Here is a 23,203-nt window from a genome sequence, read left to right as displayed (position 1 = left end):
CTAGACGCTACTTAGAGTGTCGGTGACACGACAGCCTGGACAGCTTTTTGTCGACTCGACAAAAAGCTATGGTCGAGCGGTGCCCGATGACACGTGGAAACCACCCCGGATCCTGCTCACGGTCGATCTTGTGATCCTCACCCTGCGCGGTGGCCGTCTGCACCTGCTTCTCGTGCGACGCGGCGTCGAGCCGTTCGCTGGGCGGGCGGCGCTGCCTGGTGGGTTCCTCGCCGATGAGCGCGAGAACATCCTCAGCGCCGCCCGCCGGGAGCTGCGGGAGGAGGCGGGGCTCACCGACATCCCGCACCTGGAGCAGCTCGGTACCTACGGCGACCCCGACCGTGATCCTCGTGGACGTGTGGTCTCCGTCGCTCACCTCGCCATCGTGCCGCGCCTTCCCGAGCCCATCGCCGGAACCGACGCCGCAGCAGCCGAGTGGACGCCGGTCGACGATGTACTCGCCGCACGGGTACCGCTCGCCTTCGACCACCTACGCATCGTCGTCGACGGGGTGGAGCGTGCCCGTTCCAAGTTGGAGCACACGGGACTCGCGACCGCTTTCTGCCCCGAGGTCTTCACCCTCACGGAGCTGCAGCAGGTCTACGAGGCCGTCTGGGGCACGCCGCTCGACCCCCGCAACTTCTACCGCAAGGTCCAGGGCACGAAGGGCTTCGTGGTCCCCGCCGGTCCGCCCCGCGCCACGGGCACCGGCCGCCCGGCCCGCGTCTACCGCGCCGGTCCGTGCCGGAACCTCTACCCACCCATGATCCGCACGGTTCCGACCGTCGCAGCCGGAGGAGACGAGAGATGACCAGACCCGTGGTCGTGCTCACCGCACTGGACCTCGAGTACAACGCAGTCCGCGAACGTCTCACGAAAGTCGCACCGCACGTACATCCGATGGGCACGCGCTTCGAGCGTGGCACCGTGACCGGAGGCTCCTGTGAGATCATTCTCGGCCTTGTCGGCAAGGGCAACCACCCCTCCGCCGTCATCGCCGAACGCGCCATGACCGAGTTCGATCCGGAAGCGGTCATCTTCGCCGGCGTGGCCGGAGCGCTCTGGCCCTCCGTCGGCCTCGGCGACGTCGTCGTGGCCACCCACGTGTACGCCTATCACGGCGGCACTAGCGAGAGCGACGCGTTCCGCACCCGACCTCGCGTGTGGGAGATCCCCCATGCCTGTGATCAGCTCGCCCGGCATCTTGAGCGGGAGCGGGGCTGGGCGCGGGGCCTCGCCGGAGAAGTGCCCCAGGTGCGGTTCGGCCCAATCGCCGCCGGAGAGGTCGTCCTCGACTCAGCGTCCTCGCCCGAGGCAAAGCGCATTCGTGATCACTACAACGACGCGTTGGCGGTGGAGATGGAGTCCGCCGGGGTCGCCCAGGCCGCCCACCTGAACCGCTCTCTGCCGGCCGTCGTCGTCCGCGGCATCAGCGACCGTGCCGACGGGACCAAGGTCCACACCGACGGCGGACTCATGTTCGTCTTCGACGGCGGAGTGCTGACAGCGGACCAGACTGCGACGATCCGCCTGTGCCCCGACGAGCTGGACCGGTACGACTTCATCGAGCCGGAACGCCTCGATGAGGTGTTGATTCCTCGGTTGGCTCGGCGGGTAGCGACAGCGGTCACCGCCATCGGACATGGCGGCGTCTACCTCGAGGACGGACGTGCGACCGCAAGCAGGTAATCGGCCGCGCTGAACCATGAAGGTGCGCAGGTCAGGTCAGGCGACGCGGAGTTTAAGGTGGACACCCAGGCAAGGGCGGCCTCGACCTATGGTCAGGCGATCATCTGCCTCGGCCTCGGTCAACCCTCGGCGCGGACGACGATACTCAGCGCGTCGACGGCTAAGCGGGTGAGGTCAGGAAGCTGGTCTTCACCGAGAACGACGCCGTGAAGGTTGTCCAACGGTGTCCTGAAGTGTTGCAACCGGCTGCCCCGCAGATCGGCGCCGTCGAGGCGGCAGGATTCCAGCTCCAGGTCGCTGAGATCGCAGGAGCGCAGGGCAACGCCGGACAGGCGGCAGGACGACCAACTGCCGTGGCTGAGCGTGCATTTGGTAAAGGCCACCGAGCCGGCCGCGCTGACGCGATTCAGGGTGGCGTAGTCGAACCGGCAGTCGTCGAACAGGACGTCTTTGAGGCGGACGTCGATGAGCCGAGCGCCCGTGAACCTAGATCCTGTAAACGAGCACCGCTCGATGCTGATGCCGGTGAGGGTCGCGCCAGACAGGTCCGTCTGCGCGACCTCGCACCCGTAGAGAGCTCCGGCTTCCCAGCTGACCTCACCGAGGTCCGCGCCGGTGATCCGGCAACCTCGGATGCTCTGCTCCGCAAGCTGCTCGCCACGCCAGGAGACCCCATCGACGAGGCCGTCGCGGACGTCATCGTCGGACAGATCGCTGACCTGGTCGAGGTCCTCCGGATCGAGGTCGGGCAGGAGAAGGGTCACGTCGCCCACGGTGGTCGTCCGCATGTCTCCTCAACCTGTTCGGGCGCGGGGTGGGCACGCCACCCCACGTCGAATCGCACCGCCGGTCGGCGGGCTACGACTTCTTCTTGTTCCAGTTGTCCCAGGCGGGGCGGCTGTCGAACTTCCCCTTGTTGTCCCAGGTGGGCCGGTTGTCGAACTTCGCCGCGTCGATCGACGCTACCGCGCGGGTCGGGTCGGCGCCGAGCAGGGCGAGACGGTCCGGCGGGGCGTCGAGAAGCGCAGTGAGGGCGTGGGTCATGACGGTCCTCCTTGAAGGGTGAGGTGATCCGCAGCAGCGCAGATCAGGGCTTGCCGGGTCGTGCGGCAGTAGGCGGTCTCCCGCGGGGTGAAGGTGCCGTGTTCGAAGTAGCGATTGCCGGCCTGCGCACCCCGGCAGAAGTCGTAGAAGTCGCAGCGGTCGGCGCAGTCGTTGAGCGCGGTCACGAACTCGGTGACGTATCGCAGCTCGCTGGCATGGGCGAGCATGTCGCCGACCGGCTCGTGGAGCACGTTGCCTGCGATGAAGTCCGCGTAGCGCGGGTCTTTGATGCCGAGCAGTTCCGGTGACAGCAGAACCACCTGGCCGTCGTGGGAGACGGTGGGGATCGGCTCGTACGGGACGTGGTCGACAAGCCCGGCGCGGGTGGCGGCGAGGTAGTCGGCCAGGCGGTCCACGTCGCGGATCCGGAGCGGACTGCCAGCAAGCCGGTACCGCACGATCTGGTGCCAGAACCAGTACGCGGCTTCCTCGGAGACCGGCAGGCGGTCGGCACCTTCCTGCTCCTCGATGTTGAAACCCACCGACTCACAGCCCGGCAGACTGGCGAAGAACTCGACGAGGTCGTCGGCATGGTCGATGGTCTCGGGAGTAACGACGCAGATCACTGAGTACGTCAGTCCGTTGTCGACGAGCGCCTGTATGCCACGCATCGTCCGGGCGGTCGTTGCCTTCCCGGCCCGGTCGAGCCGGTTGCCGTTCAGCGTGCCTGGACCGTCGATGCTGATCCCGATCTCGAAGTCGTGGGTGGCGAGCAGGTCGCACCACCGCTGGTTGATTAGGGTGCCGTTGGTCTGGATCTCGTGACGCAGCCGGCCGTCGCGCCGCAGATCCTCAAACGGAGTCAGCAGCCGCTGAAAAGTCTCGGTGGGTGTAGCAGTCGGCTCGCCGCCGTGCCACACGACGCTGACCGGATGACTGCTGTTCTGCTGGGCGATCGATTCGGCGCAGGCTCGCGCGACGGCATCGCTCATCAGGCGGATGGATCTGCGGTCGGGCAGATAGCAATAGGTGCAGTCGAGGTTGCAGAAGCTGGTGGGCTGCACGACCAGTGTGTGAAACCTGCTGGCGATCGCCGGCTGACGATTGACGCTGATGAGGCCGATGCCGTTCACGATGTCTCCTCGTTCCCGATCGCCGTGGCGGTGTCGGCTCGGTAGGCGTGGGTGCGGGCGGGCCACCCGAGGAACCGGTCAAACAGTGAGGCGGTACCACCCGCCTCACTGGAATTGAGCCGTTGCAGGTCATCGATCGCGTCGTGCAGGCAGCTGGCCAGGTAGAGCAACAGGCTCACCGGGCTGTCCCGGTACTCGGCCGCGAGGGCGAGCTTCGCCGCGCCACACGGCCACGGCTGACCGCACCGCCAGCAAAGCCACAATGGCTGCATAGGCAGATGTTCCTGCCGGAACAGCGCTGCATTCGCTCGGGCCCGGCTCTGGCCCCGGTCGCCGGTCACCGGCGGCCGGCTTCCCGGACCTGCCGCTCGAACAGTTGACGCCAGGCGTGGGTGAGCAGTGGTGGATCAGCCGGGCGAGTCGTTTGTGGCATAGGGCCCTCGGCGATCAACGTCTGTCGCCAGAGGTGGTCGGCTTTCGCGTGACGCGAGACGTACACCGTCATGCCAGCACGTCCGTTCGAGACGGTGAGCGGTGGGCTCGCCGGGGGAAGGGCGAGCCCACCGCCGCCGCACGGCGGCCTCGGGCAGACCGCCGATCACTCACCCACGCAGCCCCGATGGCGGTACGCAGGCGAGGAAGACTCCGATACGGTGCGCTCCAGGACAGTCCGAGCCGGCGATTCGAGCCGCCCTCTGGTAAGCCGGTCATCGATTCCTCCATCCGCAGCTCTCTGTCAGGCGATCCAGGCCTAGGCATCGACATGCGACGGTGACCTGGGGTGCACTGAACGTAGGGGCGACCTGTCGAAGGGACCGGGAAAATTCGTACCGGGTCAGGCGGACATCAGCGGGCAGGGTGATGGTGTGCGAGGAATGACGGACGACATGACCATCGGCCAGCGCGTCGCCTTCTACCGGCGGCGGCGAGGGCTTTCCCAGGAGGTGCTGGCCGGACTGGTCGGCAAGACCCAGGAGTGGCTACGCAAGGTCGAGACGAATCGCGCCGACCTGGACCGCCTCTCGGTCATTCGCGCAATCGCCAGGGCCCTCGATGTCTCTCTTGGGGACCTCATCGGCGCACCGAGCTTGTTCGAGTGGTCCGACGATTCAGGACGTGAAACCATTCCCGCGTTGCGCGCCGCGCTCCACGACTACCGGCACCTCGCGCCAGCTCTGGCCAGCCCGGCTGCTGTCGATGCGCTAGCCCTGCGTGAGATCGAGAACAACGTGGCCGAGATCTGGACCGCCTACCAGCACTCGCGCTACGGCGCTCTCGCTCGCCGGCTTCCGTACCTCATCCACGACTGCCTGACCGCCACCGAGGCCTACGACGGAGACGACGGCCAGCGCGCACACGCGATGACCGCCTACGCCCACCAGCTCGCTGCGCTGTTCCTCACCAAGCTCGGCGAAGGTGATCTCGCATGGACCGCGGCCAGTCGAGGGCTGGCCGCCGCCAACGCCAGCCACGACCACGTCGTCATCGGCTCGCTCAGCCGCTCCGCCGCGCACTCTCTGATTGCGATCGGCGAATACGCGCAGGCCCGAGGCCTCGCCGCCACCGCAGCACAGTTCCTCGAATCACGGCTGACCAGACCCGCACCGCAGTTGCTGTCGGTCTACGGCAGCCTGCACCTCGTCTGCGCCCTCGCCGCCGCCCGCGACGACGACCGCGCCTCCGCGGACATCCACATCGCCGAAGCCGACGCCGCAGCGACCCAGCTCGGCGCCGACGCCAACCACGTGTGGACCGCCTTCGGGCCCACCAACGTGTCGATCCACAAGACGACCGTGGCGATGGAACTCGGCGACGTCCAACGCGCCATCGCCATAGGTACCCCACTCGACACCGGTGCCCTGCCCATCGAGCGGCAGGTCCGCCACGCCATCGAGACCGCGCGAGCGCTGGCGCGCTGGAACCGCATCGACGACGCCCTCGGCGCGCTGTTGGACGCGGAGGTCATCGGCCCAGACCAGGTGCGCTACCACCGGCTCTCCCGCGACCTCGTCCGGGACATCCTCATCCGCCCCCGGCCGCCCCGTCTGGCCGTCGAACTCAGCGAACGGATGGGCGTCCGGTCGGGTGGACCACGCTGGTAGCCGTCGTCAGACCAGCCGGCTCGTGTAACCGGCCGCCACCAGTCGCTCGAACGCAGCCCGGATTTCGTCCGGCATCTCCTGTGGGATCGCGAACCCACGCTCGGCGTACACCTCGATCCGCTGGGTGTCACCGACCAGCATCTCCACCACCCGCCGCGGGTCCCCGATGCTGCGCACGTAGTCGTCGAGTGCCAACGGGTTCGACGCGCAGACCACGTCGACCTCCGGCCACATCAGCCTGCAGGTGGCGTACGCCCGACGCTGCTGGTACGGCCGCGACATGATCAGCACTGACCGCACCGGGATACGCCGTTCGGCCAGGAGCTGCCGGGTGTACTCCAGGTTCTGGGCGGTGTTCGTCGCCCGTAACTCCACGAGAATCGAATCCGCCGGCACGCCCTGCTCCATCGCATATTCGCGGTAGTGCACAGCCTCGCCGCGAGGGAACCGCTCCACCGTCGTCGGCGCGTTCGCCCCGGTGAACACGATCCAGGGAAACAATCCCTCGTGGAACAGGCGCGTCGCGATCACCGCGACACCTAGGTCATGGCTGCCCAGCCCGATCCCCACGTCACACGACTGCAGTTCGTGGCCCATGTCGTGGTAGCGCCACAGCGTCTCCACATCGACACGGATCTCGTCGGGGATCGACTCAGCCGGCGCCGCCGGGCGCTGATTCATCAACAGGTACCAGGCAGGACCGTCACCGCAGTCCCTCGTCGGATCGGCCCAGTGCCGCCAGGCCCGCCCTCGCTACCTCCAGCGGCACGACAGCGGCGACCGGTTCATCCTGCTCGCTGAGGTAGACGACCTGCCCCTCACGAACACTCCGCAGCAGCTCAGGCAACAAAGCCGAGACCGGGAGGTCATCCGGCGTGGCGTAGGTCCGGTCCGCACTGGGTTCCCTCATGCCGCCAGCGTAGGGGTTGCGCGGCAGCGGGGCGACGCCGACTCCAAGCAAGGATGCTCTGCTCAAGCTGCCTACACCGAAAGCAGTGCCTCCTTGTTGGAGGTGATGAACTCGGTGAGCACTTCCGGCTTGAGATCCACCGCAGGCAGTTCCTCGATCGTCACTCGGTCAACCTGATAGTCACCACGCGACGGATCATCGAACTCCGGCCCCGTTCGAGCATCTTCTCGCAGCTCAAGTAGCCGACAGACGAAGAAATGCTGCACGGAAACACCATCCCCAAAGGGAGCGGTGAACAGGAACACCTGGGCGAACCGATCGGCCGAGGCACCGAGTTCTTCCTGCAACTCCCGACGAAGCGCAGCCTCCAGAGAGACATCCGTCGACTCCACACCACCGCCCGGCGTCGTCCAGTACGGCACCTGCCCGGACTTGATCCGCTTGATCAGCACGAGGCGGTCGTCACCGTCCAGCAGAATCGCCCGCACCGACGTACGCACGATCCGACGCATGACCAACCCCTATCCCCACCCGACGGGATGCACTGGCGGTAACACGCCCATGTGATCTTCGAGCCTGACCGCTGGCATCACACCGCGTCCCACCGACGCCGCCCCGGTCCAACGGCTCCCGAGCACCCACCGAGCGACCGCCCGCCACACGCGTACGCGAAAAAGGCCCCGACTGGCAGAGTTCTACCAGGTCAGGGCCTTGCTCGTTGGTGCGCCGCCAGGGACTCGAACCCCGAACCCGCGGATTAAGAGTCCGCTGCTCTGCCAGTTGAGCTAGCGGCGCTCGTTGGCAACGGGGAGAACACTAGCACGCACTGCGAACGGGGTTCCAATCCGATCCCCGGGTCGTCCCTTCGGACGAGCTTTCCGGACATTTGACGAGAAGACCTCACAAGGCGTGGGACGGGCTCATGCCGGACGGCGGCTATACGGCACGATGTCCGCCAGGTGGGCAACGACAGGGGTGGGGATGGGCAGGTTCGCGCGGGCCGGGGCGTTGGTGGGCACCCTGGGTCTGATGGCGTCGCTGGCATTGTCGGGCTGCGGTGAGGATCCCGTGACGGCCGAGTTCGTGCCCGGGGCGACGCCCGGGGCGACCGGTAAGCCGGCGCCGGGAACATCGGGGACACCCGGGACACCGAGCGGGCCGCCGTTGGCGGTGAGTCCGGCCGACGGGTCGAAGAGTCGGCCGGTCAGCGTGGAGATCGCCGCGAAGCTGCCGGACGGCGGTGAGGTGTCGCAGGTCAAGCTGACCACCGCGAACGGCAAGGAGGTCAAGGGTGCGCTGCGCAGGGACGGCTCCTCGTGGGTTCCCGCGGCCCCGCTCAAGTGGTCCACCCGCTACACCGCCACGGTGACCGCGAACCGGCCCGACGGCACGGTCAGCGAGGGCACCAGCACGTTCACCACGATGGCCAAGCCGGGCTCGATGATCACCTCCGGGCTCTACCTCTTCGACGACCGTACGTACGGTGTGGCAATGCCGGTGGTGGCCGAGTTCCACCCGGGCATTCCGGAGAAGGACCGGGCCAAGGTGCAGAAGCGGATGTTCGTGCAGACGGACCCGCCGCAGCCGGGCGCCTGGCACTGGGTGGGTAACGGCACGCAGGCGTACTACCGGGCGCCGGAGTACTGGAAGCCGGGCACCAAGCTTTCCGTACGCATCGCGCTGGCCGGCATCCCGCTGAGCAACGGCCGGTTCGGCAACGTCGACCGCACCGCCACCGCGAAGATCGGCTCGGCCTTCGAGATGAAGGTGGCCAACTCCGACAAGCAGATGCGGGTGTACGAGAACGGCCAGCTGATCAAGACGTTGCCGGTGAGCCTGGGCAAGAAGAAGACCCCCTCGTCCAGCGGCACCCTGGTGGTGATGGAGAAGAAGGAGTCGACGGTCTTCGACACGATGGACGACCCCGACCCGGAGAACCGGTACGTCACCGACATCGACTTCGCCCAGCGGATCACCTGGGGCGGCGAGTACATTCACGCGGCACCCTGGTCGGAGCACGTCCAGGGGCGGCAGAATGTCTCCCACGGCTGTGTGAACGTCTCCATGGCGAACGCCCGCTGGCTCTTCAAACGCACGAAGATCGGCGATCCGATCACCATCACCGGCACCGAACGTAAGCTGGCTGCCGGTAACGGTTGGACGGCGTGGAACCTGAGCTGGTCGGAATTCGTCAAGGGCAGCGCGCTGCCGGTTCCGGACGGTGGCGCCGGTCCGAGCCTCTGACCGGTCAGGATTTGTCACTATCCGGACATCCCGCTCCACGTGTTTCGGTTCACCTTCTGCAACGGGTACGTGAACTGGTGCGTCTGTGCTGTGGACGGGCAGCGGACCAGGACTGTGAGGACACCATGCGAGTTCGGGACCAGCGCAACCGACGGCGGGGGGTGCTCGCCGCGGGGATGCTCGTCGTGGCGTTGGCGCTGACCTCCGCCTGCACGGGCGGCAAGGGCGGCGACGACGGGCCGGGCTGGCAGGACGGTGCCGACCAGCCGGCCGCGAAGGCTTCGGTCAGCATCAGCGAGCCGGCCGCCGACGCGAAGGACGTGCCGGCCTCCACGGCGATCACCTTCGCCGCGAAGGAGGCCGAGGACACCAAGGTCGAGCTGACCGACGCCGACGGCGAGACGGTCGAGGGGGACCTCACCGCCGACGGCACGAGCTGGCTGCCGGCGAAGGCGTTGACGTACGGCGGGACGTACACCGCCACCGTCACCGCGACCGGCGACGACGGTCTTCCGGTGACCGCCACCAGTGCCTTCACGGTGATGAAGCAGCCGGCCAAGCAGGTGCGGGTCAGCAGCTTCCTCGGCGACGACCAGACCGTCGGGGTGGCCATGCCGCTGATCGTGAAGTTCGGCCGGGCCATCCCCGAGCAGTACCGGGCCGACCTGCAACGCCGGATGACGGTGACCTCGACGCCGGCCCAGGAGGGCATCTGGCACTGGGTCAGCCCCACCGAGGTCCGCTACCGGCCGAAGGAGTACTGGCAGGCCGGCAGCGAGGTGTCTTACCGGGTGCAGGCCGGTGGGTTGCCGCTGGGCGACGGCTGGTACGGCCGGGCCGACCTGACCGTGGACATCGAGATCGGCCCGAAGCTGGTCATGACGGTGGACAACAAGACCAAGCGGATGACCGTCACCAAGAACGGCGAGACGATCAAGACGATCCCGGTGAGCCTGGGTAAGAAGAGCACCCCGTCCTCCAGCGGCACGATGGTGGTGATGGAGAAGCTGCGCAAGACGGTCTTCGACACCTTCGACGAACTGGGCCCCGACGACGGCTACCGGACGAAGATCGACTACGCCCAGCGGTTGACCTGGGGCGGCGAGTTCATCCACGCCGCACCCTGGTCGGAGGGGCAGCAGGGCACCACCAACGTCTCGCACGGCTGCGTGAACGTCTCGATGACCAACGGCGCCTGGTTGTTCAACAACACCACGGTCGGTGACCCGATCGTGGTCAAGGGCACCGAGCGCAAGCTGCAGCTCGGCAACGGCTGGACGGACTGGAACGTCAGCTGGGACGAGTACGTCAAGGGCAGCGCCCTGCCGTACGAGCCGGCGCAGACCGACGGGGTCGACCCGGACGTCGCGCCGAGCAGTTCCGCCGAACCCACCGCCTGAGTCGACACCGGCGGCGGCCTCTCCTCGGCCGCCGCCGTCGTGGCTCCGCAACCACTCTCCTGGAACGCCGAAGGCCCCGTCCTCCGACGGGGCCTTCGCAGTGGATTCCGAGATCCACCAACCGGGTGACTGATGGGAATTGAACCCACGACAACCGGGACCACAACCCGGTGCTCTGCCAACTGAGCTACAGCCACCATGCCGCCTCGCCCCGGTCGAATCCCCGGGGCGGGTGCGGGGAAATCATACCCCCACCACGGCCGACCACGTACAGCGGGTTGCGCGCAAAGCCGACCGGCGGTCGGGAGACGCCGCTCAGAGTTCGGCGGCGATCGCCTTGGCGCTCTCCACGTCGGGCCCGGGCAGTGGGACGAAGATGGTGCGCCGGTAGTACTCCATCTCCCGGATGCTCTCCCTGATGTCGGCCAGGGCACGGTGGGCCAGGCCCTTCTGCGGCTGGCCGAAGTACACCCGGGGGTACCAGCGGCGGCACAGTTCCTTGATCGAGGAAACGTCGATCATGCGGTAGTGCAGGTGGGCGTCGAGGCGCGGCATGTCGCGGGTGATGAACCCCCGGTCGGTGGCGATCGAGTTACCGCAGAGCGGGGCGGTACGCGGCTCCTTCACGTGGCGGGTGACGTAGTCGAGCACCCGCTCCTCGGCCTCGGCCAGGGTGACGGTGGAGCGGCGCACCTCGTCGGTGAGCCCGGACTTGGCGTGCATCGTGCGGACGATCTCCGGCATCGCGGCCAGCGCCGCGTCGTCGGCGTGGATGACCACGTCCACGCCGTCGCCGAGCACGTTGAGATCAGGGTCGGTGACCAGTGCCGCCACCTCGATCAGCTTGTCGCCGCCGAGGTCGAGCCCGGTCATCTCACAGTCGATCCAGACGAGAAGATCAGCCACTCGGACAGCCTACGCGCAGCCCAAGACCCGTGGCTGCGCGCCGTGGGCCGCACTGACCGCTAGGGTCTTTCCCGTGCCCGCCGAACCTGCCACACCGTCCAGCGTCGACCTCGACGATCCTGGTAGCCAGACGGCACGCCGGGTGGTGGGCGTGCTGGCACTGGCGACGGTGATTCCGGTGCTCTACCTGCCCGGGACCATCCACAACTTCTTCGACCTGAAGATCTACATGAAGGCGATGGACTGGTGGGCCGCCGGCAACCCGCTCTACGACTACGCGCAGCCCGACCGGGTGCAGGGTGAGCTGTTCTTCACCTATCCGCCGTTCGCCGCGTTGCTGCTGCTGCCGTTCGCCGCACTGAAGCTGGGCGCCACCGTGGTGATCTTCACCGGGCTGACCCTGCTCGGTGTGGCAGTCACCACGAAATGGCTGCTCGACCCGGTGATCCGCCGGCACCGCCTGCCACAGCTGTTCACCCTCGCAGTGGGCGTGCTGTCCGTGCTCGCGGTGGAGAGCACCCGGGAAACGATCACCTTCGGGCAGATCAACATGCTGCTGGTCGTGCTGATCCTGGCCGACCTGCTGTTCGCCGTACCCCGGGGCAGCCGCTGGGCCGGGGTGGGCATCGGGTTGGCGGCGGCGTTGAAGCTGTTCCCGGCCATCTTCGTCGTCTACCTGCTGGCCAGCCGGCGCTGGCGGGCGGCGGTGGTGGCCGGTGCGACCGCCGCCGGGGCGACCCTGCTCGCGGCGGCGGTCGCGCCCGGCGACTCGTGGCGGTTCTGGACGCACGAGCTGTGGGCCACCGATCGGGTGGGCCGCACCGACTACACCGGCAACCAGTCGCTGTTCGGGTTGTTGAGCCGGCTCACCGCGCCGGAGGAGCCGAGCCGGCTGATCTGGCTGGCACTGGTCGCGGCAGTGGCCGGGTACGGGCTGTGGCGGGCGGTGCGGGCGGCGCAGGCCGGGGACGCGCTCACCGGCCTGACGTTGACCGGCCTGGTGGCGGCGCTGATCAGCCCGATCACCTGGACACACCACATCTACTGGTTCATCCCGGCGGTGGTGATCCTGATCGACGCCACGCTGAGCACCGACCCACGCACCGCCGTCGGGGCACGCCGGCGCCGCCGGCTGGGCCTGCTCTCCCTCGGCACCTCAGCGATCATCGTGTACGGCGTGGTCTCCTTCTACGACTTCGGCATCGCCCCGGTGCCCACCAGCACTCCCTGGGAGTTCCTGCTCCGCAACGTGTACGTGCTGCTCTGCCTCGTACTGCTGGTCGTCCTGCCGGTCCGCCCCGGAGCCGACCTGCCAAGAAACAAGGACCCGAAGCCAACCACCCGCCCCCAAACCCCCATCCACCACTGACCCCCTCCCCCCTCCCTCCCCTCCCCACCCCCACCCCACCTCTTCGCCGATCTTGCACTTGTGGTCGCCGCTATGACCCAGCTATCGGCTTTGTCCCGTGCCACAACTGCATGATCGACGAAAGTGGTCGGTGGGGTGGGGTTAGTGGGGTGGGGCTGGGGGGCGGAGGGGGTGGTGGGGGGCGGGGAGGTCGGGTGGGAGGTCGGCGGGGAGGTCGGCGGGGAGGTCGGGTGGGAGGTCGGCGAGGGTTTCCGGGCGGGGGACGGGGCCGATCGCTGGTCGGGCGGCGATCGGCACCGCGGCGGCCACCGAGACGAGTTGGCGTTCGGGCAGCCGGCGAGGGCCGGGCTGGGCCGGCGCGCCGAGGCCGGTGAGCGAGGTGAGTCCGAGGCGACCGGCGAGCACCGGCACCTGGTCAGGTTCGACCACGAAGATCACCTCACGGGGGCGGAGCGGGCGCAGCAGCAGCAGCGCGGCGAGGATCACCAGCAGCATCCCGCCGGCCAGCGAACCCCAGGTGGCCGGGGCGATCCACCCGGCCCGCAGTTCGGCGCGCAGGTCCAGAGTCACTTCCGGCCCGCCGTCGGGCCGCATCAGCACCAGGCTCAACCGCTGGCCGGCCAGGTCGGCGGGGCTCCATTCGAGCACGCCGGTCCCGGCGCGTACCCAGAACGTCTGTGCCGCCGGTCCGGCCGGGACGGTCGGTGGCACGCCGGCCGCCGGAGTGACCTGATCCAGACGGACCGGCAGCGGCCCCCGGGCCAGTGCGATCCGCTCGACCACGGCGTGCGGCGCGCCGGTCAGCCACCGCTGCACCTCGCCTGCCGGGGCCAGCCCGACGAAGGCCGGGCCCTCGGGGGTGCGGGCGTCCAGCCGAAGGCGGGCCTGCCCGGCCCGGGCGAAGGGCGCCTCCCGCCGCATCAACGTGTCGAGGTCGGTCACCACCACCGCGTGCCCCGGGGTCTGCACCGTCTCCATCCGGGCGGTGAACGCCCCGCCCGGGTCGGCGTGGCCGGTCAGCAGGCCAAGCGCGGCAGCGCCCAGCAGCGCGGCGGTGCCCATGGTCAGCAACAGCATCCCGGCCAGCGCCCACACGAAACGCATCCGCCCTGTCCCCCTCCGTAGCCAGATACCCGGCCGACCTTACCCACGCCGACCGGCTGATCAGCGGATATCCACGGCATGGGCGTCGAAAGCGGACGGGCCCGCCCGGATGATCCCGGCGGGCCCGTGGCGCGGCAACGCTTCAGGAGGTCGTTGCCGCCTGGTCGCCCTGGACCGCGCCGCCCTCGCGCCGGCCGCGCGCGAAGGCCAGCCCGCCGAGTACCAGCCCGCCGAGCCCGGCGACCAGGCCGGCGACACCGAGCCCGACGGCAAGCCCGTTGCCGGAGTCGCCCCCGGTCGAGTCGTCTGCGGCAGTGGGTGCCTCCGCGGCCCCGGTCGGTGCCGCCGAGGGCGCGTCGGCGGCGGCGGTCAGGGTCAGCACCGCCGCCGGGGTCGCGGGCTCCTCGCCGCCGGGCTCGGGCTCGTCGATCCAGCGCACCACCGCTCCGTCGGAGTAGGTCTGCAACGCCTTGAAGATCATCTGATCGGTCTCGGGCAGCGGGCCCAGCAGGACCGGGAACTCCTGGAAGGTGCCGGGGCCGATCGCCGTGCCGGCCTCGGCCGTCCATCTGACCTTGGCGACCACCTCGGAGATCTCGGCGCCGTGCACCTGGACCGGCGGGTCGACCGTGCGCTTCTCCACGGCCACCGTCCAGCCCGGCACGGGCGTGGTGGAGACCGAGCCGATCGCCGCGTTCTCCGGCAGGAAGACCTCGACCTTGGTGGTCGACGCCTCGTCGCTCTCGTTCGGCACCCGGAACGCGAACCGGCCGTACCCGCCCTGCTCGGCCACCTCCGGGCTGATCGTGACGTGGGCCGACGCGGGCGCCGCGAAGCCGAACACGGCCGTTACGACGGCGCCGAACGCCAGGGCGGCAGCGGTGCCTACCGTACGCCGGTGACGGATCATCGATGGAACCTTCCTATCGGATGGGCACGGTGGCGGTCACCGTGGCCTGGTCGATCTCGGTGGTACGGGCGGTCACCCGCAGCTCCCAGTCACCCGCCGCGGGCAGGCTGATCTCCCCGGTGGCGTGGTTGTCGGTGAGCGGCAGCAGCGGCACCTGGATCGCTTCGATCCCGGCCGACGGCAGGGCCACGGTGGCCCGCCACTCCACCACCGGCAGCGGCTGGTTGTCCAGCGTGTACGCGTAGAAGTGCACCGAGTTGTTGCCCCGCTTGGCCGGCGACATCTCGATCTGCAACGAGTAGAGCGAACTGTTCACCGTGGTGTTGAAGTAGCCGCTGTCGGTGGCCACGTCCGTCGACACGCTGCGGGCCGGGGTGGTCTGCACCAGGCTGGCCGAGACCCCGAGCACGATCGCGGTGATCGCCAACTCCGCCCAGATCGCCCGGCGTACCGGCGCTGGTCGGCTGGCCGCGACCCGGGTACGCACCAGCTGCCGGGAGTACGCGGCCACCGCGATGACCAGCGCGAAGAGCCCGATCTTGACCAGCACCAACTGCCCGTACGGGGTGTTCACCAACGCCGCAGGGGTAGCCACCTCGATCAGCGCCTGGACGATGCCGGCGAGCAGCAGCGCGGAGACCGCCAGCGCGGCCCAGCGCGACCAGATCGGCAGGATCGCGCCCAGTTCCCGCTCGTCGGCCCTGGGTAGCAGGAACCCGGCGAGCATCACCAGGCCGCCGAGCCAGACGGCCATGCCGCCCAGGTGCACCGCGTCGACGACCACCGACACCGCGGGCGCGGGCGAGGCCGCCGGATGCCCGGCCAGCGGCCAGGTGAGCAGCGCGGCACCGGCGAGCACGCCGAGGATCACCAGGTCGGTGCGGCCCACCGGGCCGGTCAGCAGCGGTCGCAGCAGGAATGCCGCCGCCGCCAGCAGACCGAGACGGACCAGGTGGGCGGCCCCGAAGGTGCTGCCGAGCACCAGGCTCAACCCGTCTGCGGTGATGTCGAACGGCCCGCCGCCGTTGGTGTAAGGCACCTGTAGCAGGATCGCCGCGACCGTGGACAGCGCCACCAGCCCGAGGCCGACCCAGGCCAGCCGGGCCGGTCCACTGCGGGACAGCCGACGCGGCCAGAGCAGGGCGAGCACCAGCGCGGGCCCGACGACCAGCAGCAGACCCGCGTACCCGAGGTACTTGGCGACCTTGACCGCGTTGCCGACCACCGCGTTCGCCCGACCGCTGTCACCGGTGTCCACCGGCGGCTCGGACGGGGCGCCCACGGAGTAGGTGAACGCCCCGGAGACCGGGTGGCTGTCGGCGGAGATCACCCGGTAGGTGACCAGGTAGGTGCCGTTGCCGCCGGCCGCGTCGACGGGGATGTTGACCACGCCGCCGGTAAAGGTGGGCTCACCCCGGTCCGCCCGGGACCCGTCCGGTGCGATGACCCGGATCCGGTCCGGCACCTTGCGGACCGTCTCGCTGAAGGTGAGCACCACCTCGGCCGGTGCGGTGGGCACCACGGTCGAGGCAGCGGGGCTGCTGCTGTTCAGCACGGCGTGGGCGCTGGCCGGGCTGGCGGGGGCGAGCAGCAGGGCGAGGACGGTGACCAACAAGCCGGCGGCGGCGGCCAACCGGGCGAATCGGCGGCGATGGACGGCAGTCATGCCCGTCATGCTCGCTGACGACACCCCTTCTCGGCGACCCACCCCGGTCGCCGACACCGCACGGCCGCCCCTCGACGACGCACGCGCGGGTCCGGGGGCGCAGGTCATGAGCGGATAGTCGGTCCGAACCCGGGAAAAGTTCCCGAAGTGGTCCAGGCCATGGAGGGGCCGAAGGACCCTGCTGCTCACCGCACCGCCGCGTAACCTGGTTTGTCGTGATCCCTGTCCCGCGCGACCCCTCCGCTGCCGCCGACCGCGCCGCAGCCGACGCGCGTGCCCCGGAGCCGACCAGCGCAAACTCGACCAGCGCGGAGTCGACCAGCGCGGACTCGACCACCGGCTGGGCGCTCGCCGCCCGCAGCGGTGACCCGGTCGCCCAGGCCGCCTTCGTCCGGGCCACCCAGCCCGAGGTGTGGCGATTCACGGCGGCGCTGGTCGATCCGGACAGCGCCGACGATCTGACCCAGGAGACGTACCTCCGCGCGTTCCGCGCGCTGCCCGCCTTCGAGGGCCGTTCCAGTGCCCGTACCTGGTTGCTCGGCATCGCCCGGCGGGCCTGCGCCGACCACCTGCGCACGGTGGTCCGGCGGCGGCGGCTCGACCAGCGGCTCACCGCCCATGCCCACATCGACGTGCCGCACCCCGACCCGGCCGGGCAGCTCGGCGCGGCCGACCTGGTCCGCCGGCTGGCCGCCGAGCGGCGCGGGGCGTTCGTGCTGACCCAGCTGCTCGGTCTGTCGTACGCCGAGGCCGCCGCGGTGGAGGGGGTGCCGGTGGGCACCATCCGGTCCCGGGTGGCCCGGGCCCGCGCCGAACTCGTCGACGCTGTCGGTGAGGCGCTGGCCGGATGAACGAGAGGTTGCGCAGCTGGCGTCCCTGGCTCGGGCTCGCCGTCCGGCTCGGCCTGGCGGCCGTCTGGCTGTACGCGGGCTGGTCGAAGGTGGATGACCTGGCCGCCTCGGGCCGCGCGGTGCACGCGTACCAGGTCCTGCCGTACGACGTGGCGATGGTCCTCGGCGCGGCGCTGCCGCTCGTCGAGTTGGCGCTGGGCGTACTGCTGCTGGTCGGGCTGGCCACCCGGCTGGTCGCCGGGGTCTCCGTGGCGCTGCTGCTGGTCTTCATCGCGGGCATCGTCTCGGCGTGGGCGCGCGGGCTGGCGATCGACTGCGGCTGCTTCGGGGTGGGCGGCGAGCTGCCGGCCGGCCAGAGCCCCAGCTATCTCCCGGAGATCCTCCGGGACCTGGGCTTCCTGGCGCTGGCCGGGTTCCTGCTGATCTGGCCCCGCACCGCCGTCTCAGCCGACGGCGCGCTGACGGGCGAACCGGTGGAGGACGATGATGAGTAGTCGCAAGGGACGCAAGGACGCGGCCCGGGTGGTCCGGGAACAGCTTGCCCGGGAGCGGCGCCGCAAGCGGACACTGTGGATCTCGCTCGGTGCGGTGGTGGTGCTGGTCATCGCCGGGCTGATCGGGTGGAGCGTCTGGTCGGGCCAACAGTCCGATGAGTACACCGCACCGCCGGGCGCCAACGACGCCGGCACCGGTGTGGTGGTGGGTTCCGGGCCGGTGACCATCGACATCTACGAGGACTACCTCTGCCCGGCCTGCAAGCAGTTCGAGCAGAGCAGTGGCGCCACCATCGCGCAGCTGATCAGCGACGGCAAGGTGCGGGTGGTGTACCACCCGGTGGCGTTCTTGAACCGCTACTCCAGCACCGAGTACTCGACCCGCTCGTCGGCTGCGTCCGGCTGCGCCGCCGAGGGCGGCCGGTTCACCGAGTTCTCCAAGGCACTGTTCGAGCGGCAACCGCCGGAGGGCGGTGCCGGCCTGAGCAACGACGAGCTGATCGACATCGGCGTCGAGGTCGGACTGGACCGGGACGCCTTCGGCAGCTGTGTCCGCGACGGGAAGTACCAGTCGTGGACGGACCACGTCACCGACGAGGCGACCCGCGCCAACATCACCGGCACGCCGAGCATCCTGGTCGACGGGGAGCCGGTGCGGGAGTGGACGCCGGAGAACATCACCGCCGCGGTGGAGGCGGCCGGCAGGTGATCCCGGCCCCACCGGTCCGGGCCCTGCTGGCCCGGGCCGGGCTGCTGCTCGCCGGCGCGGTCACCGCGCTCGTCGCGACCGCCACCCCGGCGCTCGCGCACGGCGCGGACGCGCCCGACGGCACCGACTACCGGGTCGAGGTCACCGAGGTGACCCCGGCCCGGCCGGAGCTGCGGGTACGGGTGATCGAGGCGGGCGCCCGGCTGGAGCTGACCAACACCGGCGGCGAGCCGGTCGAGGTGGTCGGTTACTCGGGCGAGCCGTACCTGCGGGTGGGGCCCGACGGTGTCTTCGAGAACACCCGGTCGCCCGCGACATACCTGAACCGCACCATCGTCGGGGACACCGTGCTGCCCGCCGAGGTGGATCCGGCCGCCGCCCCGCAGTGGCGACGCGTCGACGGTGGAAACACCGCCCGCTGGCACGACCAACGCGTCCTGTGGCGCGAGGCGGCACCGCCCGCGCAGGTCCGCGCGGCACCCGAACGCGAGCACCGGGTACGCGACTGGGTCGTGCCGCTGCGCGACGCCGACGGACCGATGGAGCTGCGCGGCACCCTGGACTGGGTGCCGCCGCCGGACGCGTACACCTGGTGGGTGGCCGCCACCCTCGGCATGCTGGCGGTGGGCGCTCTCGGGCTGCTGCCGGCGGCCTCGACTCCGGGCCGGCGGGCGCTGGTGGCCCTCGGCGGACTGCTGGTCCTCGGCGGGGTGGCGGCCGTCGTGCTCTCCGTCGGGCGGGTGCTGGACGCCGGAGCCGAGGGGGTCGGCGGCACGCTCGGCGGGCTGCTGACCGGCCCGGTGTGGGCCCTGCTGACCGGGCTCGGCGCGATCGCCGCCGGAGGCTGGGCGACGACGCGTACCCGCGCCCACGCCGACTTCGTGGTGGCGCTGGCCGGAGCATGTCTGGCCCTGTTCGCCGGGGTCACCAACGCCGCCGTGCTCGCCCGTGCGGTCGTCCCGATGCCGTGGCCGGCGACCGCCGCCCGGCTGCTGGTCGTCCTGGTCCTCGTCGCCGGGGCCGGCGCGCTGGCCGCCGCCGTGCTGCGCCTGCACACCGCCGGCCGACGCGCGGCGGCGGCTACTCCCTGACCGGGGTGGGGCCGGGGGTGGGACGGAAGAGGTAGGGCAGTTCGAGGCGGTGCCGGGCCAGCAGTTCCTCGTCGCCGAGGAGTTCGGGGGTCGGCCCGTCGGCCACGATCCGCCCGCCGTCGAGGATGACGGAGCGGTCACAGAGCTCGAAGGCGTACGGCAGGTCGTGGGTGACCATCAGCAGGGTCACCGGCAGGTCGCGCAGGATGCCGGCCAGTTCCCGCCGGGCCGCCGGGTCGAGGTTGGACGAGGGCTCGTCGAGCACCAGGATCTCCGGGCGCATGGCGAGCACGGTGGCCACCGCCACCCGGCGGCGCTGGCCGAAGGAGAGGTGGTGCGGGGTCCGGTCGCGGTGCTCGGACATGCCCACCGCCGCGAGCGCCTCGTCCACCCGCGCCGCCAGCTCCGCGCCGCGCAGCCCGAGGTTCGCCGGGCCGAACGCCACGTCCTCGGCGACGGTGGGCAGGAAGAGCTGGTCGTCCGGATCCTGGAAGACGATGCCCACCCGTCGACGGATCTCCGCCAGCCTCGCCCGGTCCGAGCTGACCGCCAGCCCACCGACGACGATGCCACCCTCGGTCGGGGTGAGGATGCCGTTGAGGTGCAGCACCAGGGTGGTCTTGCCGGCACCGTTGGGGCCGAGCAGGGCGACCCGTTCGCCCCGCGCCACCGTCAGGTCGACGCCGTGCAGGGCGACGTGACCGTCCGGGTACGCGTACCGGACGCCACGGACCTCCAGACTGGGCGCGGTGGGCTGCACCGTTCGATCATGTCAGCACGACTGCGGTGGCGGCGACGGCGCCCGCCAGGACCGGCACGGTGGCCGCGACCAGCCACTGCCCGGTCGTCGCCGCACCCGCGCCCTGCCAGACGGCCGGCATCCGGCCGGTGTAGCCGCGCGACAGCATCGCCAGGTAGACCCGCTCGCCCCGCTCGAAGGCGCGCAGGAACAGCGCCCCGACGCCGGCGGCGAAGCCGCGCAGCTGCCACACGAAGCGTGGGTCGTCGCCGCGGGAGATCCGGGCGACCCGCATCCGGCGGGCCTCGCCGACCAGCACGTCCAGGTAGCGCAGCATGAAAGTGGCGATCTGGGTGAGGATCTGCGGGCAACGCAGCCGGTCCAGCCCGACGATCAGGTCGCGGGTGGTGGTGCTCGCCGCCAGCAGCAGCGACGCCCACACGCCCAGGGTGCCCTTGGCGACGATGTTCCACGCGCCGTAGAGGCCGTCGACGGAGAGGCTCAGCCCGGCCACGTCCACCCGTTCACCCACGCCGAGGAACGGCAGCGCGACGGCGAAGACCACGAACGGCAGCTCGATCGTCGAGCGGAGCAGCAGCCAACGGGCGTTCACCCGGGCCAGCACCGCGACGGCCACGACCAGCAGGGCGTACGCGCCGAAGGCCCAGAGCGCCTCGCGGGGAGTGGCGACCACGGCGATGGTGAACGCCACCATCGCCGCGATCTTGACCTCCGGCGGCAGCCGGTGCACCGGCGAGTCGACCTCGCGGTACAGCACGTGGGCGTGCCCGGCGGCCACCCGCGCTATGCCTTGTTCGTGGCGGTCGGATCGGTCGTGGCCGGGTCCGTCCGGCCGGCGCCCGGCGATCCGGCGACGTGCTCCGGCGCCGGCTCCGGGCCGCGCCGGCGAACCAGCCAGAAGGTGCCACCGGCCACGGCGAAGGTCAGCAGCACCCCCAGCACGCCGGAGAGCCCGGTGGAGAGGATGTCGTTGTCGAGGCCCGAGATGCCGTAGTCGGCCAACGGCCCGCCGATCTCGTGCTCCTTCTCCTCCTGTGCCGGGCAACTGCCGCCGGTGATCTCGTCGTCGGCGTCGAAGGTGCAGCCTTCGCGCAGCGACGAGTCCAGCCCGTCCGGGTGGGACGAGGCGAAGTTGCTGACCACTCCGGCCAGCAGCAGGGCGACGAGCAGGCCACCGAATACGAACCCCAGGGACCGCTTCACCGGACACCTCCGAGCGCCGGTGCGGGTGCCGGCGTGGCCGGCTTCAGAGCGCGCAACGCGTACACCAGGTCGGGTCGTACCTTCGCCACGGTGACCACAGTGGTGGCCGTGATCAGGCCCTCGCCGACGCCGATGAACAGGTGGGACACGGCCATCGTGCCGGCCAGCCCGGACAGGTTGCCGCCGAGGTCGGTGGTGCCGCCGAGCTGGTACTGCAGCACGAAGCCCATCGCCGCGACGACCACGCTGACCAACGCGGAGACGAAGGCGGTGATGCTCAGTCCGGCCATGGTCCGGGGCAGCACCCGCAGCAGCAGCGCGATCACCAGGTAGGCCACCGCGATGCCGATGACCGCCATGTTGGTGATGTTGAGCCCGAGCATGGCCACCCCGCCGTCGCCGAAGACGAGGGCCTGCACCACGAGCACCACCGCGACGCAGAGCGCGCCGACCCAGGGGCCGACCAGCATGGCGGCGAGCGCGCCGCCGAGCAGGTGGCCGCTCACCCCGGCGGTGAAGATCGGGAAGTTGAGCATCTGGACGGCGAAGATGAAGGCGGCGACGAGGCCGGCCATCGGGGCCAGCCGGTCGTCCAGGTCCTGCCGGCCGCGCAGGACGCAGAGCGCCATCGCCGCCAACGCGATCGCCGCGAAGACCGCGGCGACCGGACCGTTGATGATCCCGTTGGAGATGTGCATCGCCAGGGTTTCCACGTGACCTCCCACGTGTCGGCGAGCCCGCGCTCACCGGCAGGGGGTGAGCCTATTTCCCGCACCATGCTGTTGCCAATAGCTGGCAACAGCACCGGCCCTTGCACACCTCGTGGGCGCGGCGCGCCCGAGGAGCCGGACCCGGACGGCGGTAGGGTCGTGCCATGACCGCACCCGCTCGCCTCTCCCCCGGTGACCCGGCGCCTGAATTCACCCTGCCCACCGACACCGGCGGGCAGCTCACCCTGGCCGACCTGCGCGGTCGCAAGGTGGTCCTGTACGCCTACCCGGCCGCGATGACCCCCGGCTGCACCAAGCAGGCGTGCGACTTCCGCGACTCGTTGGCCTCACTCAAGGCCGCCGGTTACGAGGTGATCGGCATCTCACCGGACAAGCCGGAGAAGCTCGCCAAGTTCCGCGACCGCGACGCGATCACCTTCCCGCTGGTCGCCGACACCGACAAGGCGGTGCTGAACTCCTACGGCGCGTACGGCGAGAAGCAGATGTACGGCCGTACCGTGACCGGGGTGATCCGCTCGACCTTCGTCATCGACGAGGACGGCAAGATCGAACGGGCGCTCTACAACGTCAAGGCCACCGGCCACGTCGCGAAGCTCCGCCGCGACCTCGGCCTGGACTGACCCACCCGGCCGACCTGCCGACCCGTCGCACCCGCCAGCCCGCAGACGACGCGTCAGCACCGGGCGCGGTATAGGTCTCGACAGCGGTCCGGCCCGACGCTCTAGACTCTCTCAGGCTGGCGGGAGTGGCGTAATGGCAGCCGCGGTAGGTTTAGGTCCTATTGTCCGAAAGGACGTGGGGGTTCGAATCCCCCCTCCCGCACCACGGTTCCCCTGTCGGGAGCATCACGATCACGGGCGGCCCGGGCTACGGCAGGTCAGGATGTC

General features: G+C 70.2%; 26 protein-coding genes, 3 tRNA genes and 1 pseudogene. 12 read left to right on the top strand and 18 right to left on the bottom strand.

The features are described 5' to 3' along the window. Positions 1 to 79: 79 nt before the first annotated feature. Together BMY89_RS23685 and BMY89_RS23680 are read left to right on the top strand one after the other, a co-directional pair. The gene (locus BMY89_RS23685; RefSeq protein ID WP_092382248.1) at positions 80 to 811 is read left to right on the top strand and encodes an NUDIX hydrolase; all 732 of its coding nucleotides are present in this window, start codon (positions 80 to 82) and stop codon (positions 809 to 811) included. Beyond that, positions 808 to 1,470 (top strand): annotated as a pseudogene (locus tag BMY89_RS23680) (5'-methylthioadenosine/S-adenosylhomocysteine nucleosidase family protein); the annotation flags it as partial. The gene BMY89_RS23685 and the pseudogene BMY89_RS23680, both read left to right, overlap by 4 nt. 338 nt (positions 1,471 to 1,808) lie before the next feature. On the opposite strand, the gene BMY89_RS23675 reads toward BMY89_RS23680, so the two are convergent. The 5 genes from BMY89_RS23675 to amcA (BMY89_RS31485) form a co-directional block, all read right to left on the bottom strand. Beyond that, the gene (locus BMY89_RS23675) at positions 1,809 to 2,477 is read right to left on the bottom strand and encodes a pentapeptide repeat-containing protein (RefSeq protein ID WP_092382247.1); all 669 of its coding nucleotides are present in this window, start codon (positions 2,475 to 2,477) and stop codon (positions 1,809 to 1,811) included. 70 nt (positions 2,478 to 2,547) lie between these two features. Beyond that, positions 2,548 to 2,733 carry a multiple cyclophane-containing RiPP AmcA gene (gene amcA / locus BMY89_RS23670; protein WP_092382246.1) on the bottom strand — a complete coding sequence of 62 codons (186 nt, stop codon included), beginning with the start codon at positions 2,731 to 2,733 and terminating at the stop codon, positions 2,548 to 2,550. Beyond that, positions 2,730 to 3,866: a cyclophane-forming radical SAM peptide maturase AmcB gene (amcB, locus tag BMY89_RS23665; protein WP_092382245.1), complete on the bottom strand. Its 1,137-nt coding sequence runs from the start codon at positions 3,864 to 3,866 to the stop codon at positions 2,730 to 2,732. Before amcB ends, amcA (BMY89_RS23670) begins: the two co-directional genes overlap by 4 nt. Continuing rightward, complete coding sequence (locus BMY89_RS23660) at positions 3,863 to 4,138, bottom strand: hypothetical protein (protein ID WP_232521514.1); 276 nt, start codon at positions 4,136 to 4,138, stop codon at positions 3,863 to 3,865. Before BMY89_RS23660 ends, amcB begins: the two co-directional genes overlap by 4 nt. A gap of 65 nt (positions 4,139 to 4,203) precedes the next feature. Further along, a complete protein-coding gene (gene amcA / locus BMY89_RS31485; RefSeq protein ID WP_307818761.1) occupies positions 4,204 to 4,371 on the bottom strand; it encodes a multiple cyclophane-containing RiPP AmcA in 168 nt (55 codons plus the stop codon). Between the two features lie 370 nt (positions 4,372 to 4,741). On the opposite strand from amcA (BMY89_RS31485), the gene BMY89_RS23655 reads away from it, so the two are divergent. Next, positions 4,742 to 5,968: a helix-turn-helix domain-containing protein gene (locus BMY89_RS23655; protein ID WP_175510409.1), complete on the top strand. Its 1,227-nt coding sequence runs from the start codon at positions 4,742 to 4,744 to the stop codon at positions 5,966 to 5,968. A 6-nt stretch (positions 5,969 to 5,974) separates the two neighbouring features. Here BMY89_RS23655 and BMY89_RS23650 read toward each other — a convergent pair whose 3' ends face one another. From BMY89_RS23650 to BMY89_RS23635, 4 genes are all read right to left on the bottom strand, one after another. Further along, the gene (locus BMY89_RS23650) at positions 5,975 to 6,655 is read right to left on the bottom strand and encodes a YdcF family protein (protein ID WP_175510411.1); all 681 of its coding nucleotides are present in this window, start codon (positions 6,653 to 6,655) and stop codon (positions 5,975 to 5,977) included. A gap of 16 nt (positions 6,656 to 6,671) precedes the next feature. Next, a complete protein-coding gene (locus BMY89_RS23645) occupies positions 6,672 to 6,878 on the bottom strand; it encodes a hypothetical protein (protein WP_092382243.1) in 207 nt (68 codons plus the stop codon). 71 nt (positions 6,879 to 6,949) lie between these two features. After that, a complete protein-coding gene (locus tag BMY89_RS23640; protein ID WP_092382242.1) occupies positions 6,950 to 7,390 on the bottom strand; it encodes an NUDIX hydrolase in 441 nt (146 codons plus the stop codon). Positions 7,391 to 7,597: 207 nt separating this feature from the next. Then, positions 7,598 to 7,673: transfer RNA gene (locus BMY89_RS23635), tRNA-Lys, on the bottom strand. Between the two features lie 186 nt (positions 7,674 to 7,859). Here BMY89_RS23635 and BMY89_RS23630 point away from each other — a divergent pair. Together BMY89_RS23630 and BMY89_RS23625 are read left to right on the top strand one after the other, a co-directional pair. Beyond that, a complete protein-coding gene (locus tag BMY89_RS23630; protein ID WP_092382241.1) occupies positions 7,860 to 9,122 on the top strand; it encodes a L,D-transpeptidase in 1,263 nt (420 codons plus the stop codon). Between the two features lie 125 nt (positions 9,123 to 9,247). Then, positions 9,248 to 10,522 carry a L,D-transpeptidase gene (locus BMY89_RS23625; protein ID WP_092382240.1) on the top strand — a complete coding sequence of 425 codons (1,275 nt, stop codon included), beginning with the start codon at positions 9,248 to 9,250 and terminating at the stop codon, positions 10,520 to 10,522. 124 nt (positions 10,523 to 10,646) lie between these two features. On the opposite strand, the gene BMY89_RS23620 is transcribed toward BMY89_RS23625, so the two are convergent. After that, positions 10,647 to 10,719: transfer RNA gene (locus tag BMY89_RS23620), tRNA-His, on the bottom strand. A gap of 118 nt (positions 10,720 to 10,837) precedes the next feature. After that, positions 10,838 to 11,428 (bottom strand): oligoribonuclease, encoded by a 591-nt coding sequence (gene orn, locus BMY89_RS23615; RefSeq protein WP_092382239.1) that lies wholly within the window; start codon positions 11,426 to 11,428, stop codon positions 10,838 to 10,840. A 73-nt stretch (positions 11,429 to 11,501) separates the two neighbouring features. Between orn and BMY89_RS23610 the strand changes: the two genes are divergently transcribed. Further along, positions 11,502 to 12,797 carry a glycosyltransferase family 87 protein gene (locus tag BMY89_RS23610; RefSeq protein ID WP_092382238.1) on the top strand — a complete coding sequence of 432 codons (1,296 nt, stop codon included), beginning with the start codon at positions 11,502 to 11,504 and terminating at the stop codon, positions 12,795 to 12,797. A 141-nt stretch (positions 12,798 to 12,938) separates the two neighbouring features. Here BMY89_RS23610 and BMY89_RS31580 read toward each other — a convergent pair whose 3' ends face one another. The 3 genes from BMY89_RS31580 to BMY89_RS23595 all read right to left on the bottom strand — a co-directional run bounded on the left by BMY89_RS31580 (position 12,939) and on the right by BMY89_RS23595 (position 16,486). Beyond that, positions 12,939 to 13,901, bottom strand: a complete 963-nt coding sequence (locus BMY89_RS31580) for a hypothetical protein (protein WP_092382237.1) — start codon at positions 13,899 to 13,901, stop codon at positions 12,939 to 12,941. 142 nt (positions 13,902 to 14,043) lie between these two features. Further along, a complete protein-coding gene (locus BMY89_RS23600; RefSeq protein WP_092382236.1) occupies positions 14,044 to 14,811 on the bottom strand; it encodes a YcnI family copper-binding membrane protein in 768 nt (255 codons plus the stop codon). A 13-nt stretch (positions 14,812 to 14,824) separates the two neighbouring features. Then, entirely contained in the window at positions 14,825 to 16,486 is a 1,662-nt protein-coding gene (locus tag BMY89_RS23595; protein WP_092382235.1) for a copper resistance CopC/CopD family protein, read from the bottom strand. A gap of 206 nt (positions 16,487 to 16,692) precedes the next feature. On the opposite strand from BMY89_RS23595, the gene BMY89_RS23590 reads away from it, so the two are divergent. From BMY89_RS23590 to BMY89_RS23575, 4 genes are read left to right on the top strand one after another with little or no spacing between them, the layout of a single operon-like run. Then, a complete protein-coding gene (locus tag BMY89_RS23590; protein WP_092382234.1) occupies positions 16,693 to 17,328 on the top strand; it encodes a sigma-70 family RNA polymerase sigma factor in 636 nt (211 codons plus the stop codon). Beyond that, positions 17,325 to 17,822, top strand: coding sequence for a MauE/DoxX family redox-associated membrane protein (locus tag BMY89_RS23585; protein ID WP_092382233.1), 498 nt, complete (start codon positions 17,325 to 17,327; stop codon positions 17,820 to 17,822). Before BMY89_RS23590 ends, BMY89_RS23585 begins: the two co-directional genes overlap by 4 nt. Beyond that, complete coding sequence (locus BMY89_RS23580) at positions 17,815 to 18,531, top strand: DsbA family protein (RefSeq protein WP_092382232.1); 717 nt, start codon at positions 17,815 to 17,817, stop codon at positions 18,529 to 18,531. The genes BMY89_RS23585 and BMY89_RS23580 overlap by 8 nt, the downstream gene beginning before the upstream one ends. Then, entirely contained in the window at positions 18,528 to 19,622 is a 1,095-nt protein-coding gene (locus BMY89_RS23575; RefSeq protein WP_232521513.1) for a hypothetical protein, read from the top strand. The genes BMY89_RS23580 and BMY89_RS23575 overlap by 4 nt, the downstream gene beginning before the upstream one ends. On the opposite strand, the gene BMY89_RS23570 is transcribed toward BMY89_RS23575, so the two are convergent. From BMY89_RS23570 to BMY89_RS23555, 4 genes are read right to left on the bottom strand one after another with little or no spacing between them, the layout of a single operon-like run. Continuing rightward, the gene (locus tag BMY89_RS23570) at positions 19,612 to 20,382 is read right to left on the bottom strand and encodes an energy-coupling factor ABC transporter ATP-binding protein (RefSeq protein WP_092382231.1); all 771 of its coding nucleotides are present in this window, start codon (positions 20,380 to 20,382) and stop codon (positions 19,612 to 19,614) included. The genes BMY89_RS23575 and BMY89_RS23570 overlap by 11 nt on opposite strands. A gap of 7 nt (positions 20,383 to 20,389) precedes the next feature. Next, positions 20,390 to 21,160: a cobalt ECF transporter T component CbiQ gene (gene cbiQ, locus BMY89_RS23565; protein ID WP_092382230.1), complete on the bottom strand. Its 771-nt coding sequence runs from the start codon at positions 21,158 to 21,160 to the stop codon at positions 20,390 to 20,392. 5 nt (positions 21,161 to 21,165) lie between these two features. Beyond that, positions 21,166 to 21,585, bottom strand: a complete 420-nt coding sequence (locus BMY89_RS23560; RefSeq protein ID WP_092382229.1) for a PDGLE domain-containing protein — start codon at positions 21,583 to 21,585, stop codon at positions 21,166 to 21,168. Then, positions 21,582 to 22,298, bottom strand: a complete 717-nt coding sequence (locus BMY89_RS23555) for an energy-coupling factor ABC transporter permease (protein WP_092382228.1) — start codon at positions 22,296 to 22,298, stop codon at positions 21,582 to 21,584. The genes BMY89_RS23560 and BMY89_RS23555 overlap by 4 nt, the downstream gene beginning before the upstream one ends. 161 nt (positions 22,299 to 22,459) lie before the next feature. Between BMY89_RS23555 and bcp the strand changes: the two genes are divergently transcribed. Both bcp and BMY89_RS23545 read left to right on the top strand, forming a co-directional pair. Continuing rightward, the gene (gene bcp / locus BMY89_RS23550) at positions 22,460 to 22,936 is read left to right on the top strand and encodes a thioredoxin-dependent thiol peroxidase (RefSeq protein WP_092382227.1); all 477 of its coding nucleotides are present in this window, start codon (positions 22,460 to 22,462) and stop codon (positions 22,934 to 22,936) included. Positions 22,937 to 23,055: 119 nt separating this feature from the next. Then, positions 23,056 to 23,141, top strand: a tRNA-Leu gene (locus tag BMY89_RS23545). Positions 23,142 to 23,203 lie beyond the last annotated feature (62 nt).

The sequence above is a fragment of the Micromonospora phaseoli genome (assembly GCF_900109115.1).
GTDB classification, from domain to species: Bacteria; Actinomycetota; Actinomycetes; order Mycobacteriales; family Micromonosporaceae; genus Micromonospora; species Micromonospora phaseoli.
The sequence above is the reverse complement of the archived record's forward strand: the minus strand, read 5'-3'. Positions and strand labels throughout refer to the sequence as shown.

What these genes read in the sequence shown, in the direction of transcription:
- BMY89_RS23675 (WP_092382247.1), bottom strand. Translation starts at nt 2,477, where the DNA reads ATGCGGACGACCACCGTGGGCGACGTGACCCTTCTCCTGCCCGACCTC.
- amcA (WP_092382246.1), bottom strand. Translation starts at nt 2,733, where the DNA reads ATGACCCACGCCCTCACTGCGCTTCTCGACGCCCCGCCGGACCGTCTC.
- BMY89_RS23660 (WP_232521514.1), bottom strand. Translation starts at nt 4,138, where the DNA reads ATGCAGCCATTGTGGCTTTGCTGGCGGTGCGGTCAGCCGTGGCCGTGT.
- amcA (WP_307818761.1), bottom strand. Translation starts at nt 4,371, where the DNA reads ATGACGGTGTACGTCTCGCGTCACGCGAAAGCCGACCACCTCTGGCGA.
- BMY89_RS23655 (WP_175510409.1), top strand. Translation starts at nt 4,742, where the DNA reads ATGACGGACGACATGACCATCGGCCAGCGCGTCGCCTTCTACCGGCGG.
- BMY89_RS23645 (WP_092382243.1), bottom strand. Translation starts at nt 6,878, where the DNA reads ATGAGGGAACCCAGTGCGGACCGGACCTACGCCACGCCGGATGACCTC.
- BMY89_RS23640 (WP_092382242.1), bottom strand. Translation starts at nt 7,390, where the DNA reads ATGCGTCGGATCGTGCGTACGTCGGTGCGGGCGATTCTGCTGGACGGT.
- BMY89_RS23630 (WP_092382241.1), top strand. Translation starts at nt 7,860, where the DNA reads ATGGGCAGGTTCGCGCGGGCCGGGGCGTTGGTGGGCACCCTGGGTCTG.
- BMY89_RS23625 (WP_092382240.1), top strand. Translation starts at nt 9,248, where the DNA reads ATGCGAGTTCGGGACCAGCGCAACCGACGGCGGGGGGTGCTCGCCGCG.
- BMY89_RS31580 (WP_092382237.1), bottom strand. Translation starts at nt 13,901, where the DNA reads ATGCGTTTCGTGTGGGCGCTGGCCGGGATGCTGTTGCTGACCATGGGC.
- BMY89_RS23600 (WP_092382236.1), bottom strand. Translation starts at nt 14,811, where the DNA reads ATGATCCGTCACCGGCGTACGGTAGGCACCGCTGCCGCCCTGGCGTTC.
- BMY89_RS23595 (WP_092382235.1), bottom strand. Translation starts at nt 16,486, where the DNA reads ATGACGGGCATGACTGCCGTCCATCGCCGCCGATTCGCCCGGTTGGCC.
- BMY89_RS23585 (WP_092382233.1), top strand. Translation starts at nt 17,325, where the DNA reads ATGAACGAGAGGTTGCGCAGCTGGCGTCCCTGGCTCGGGCTCGCCGTC.
- BMY89_RS23580 (WP_092382232.1), top strand. Translation starts at nt 17,815, where the DNA reads ATGAGTAGTCGCAAGGGACGCAAGGACGCGGCCCGGGTGGTCCGGGAA.
- bcp (WP_092382227.1), top strand. Translation starts at nt 22,460, where the DNA reads ATGACCGCACCCGCTCGCCTCTCCCCCGGTGACCCGGCGCCTGAATTC.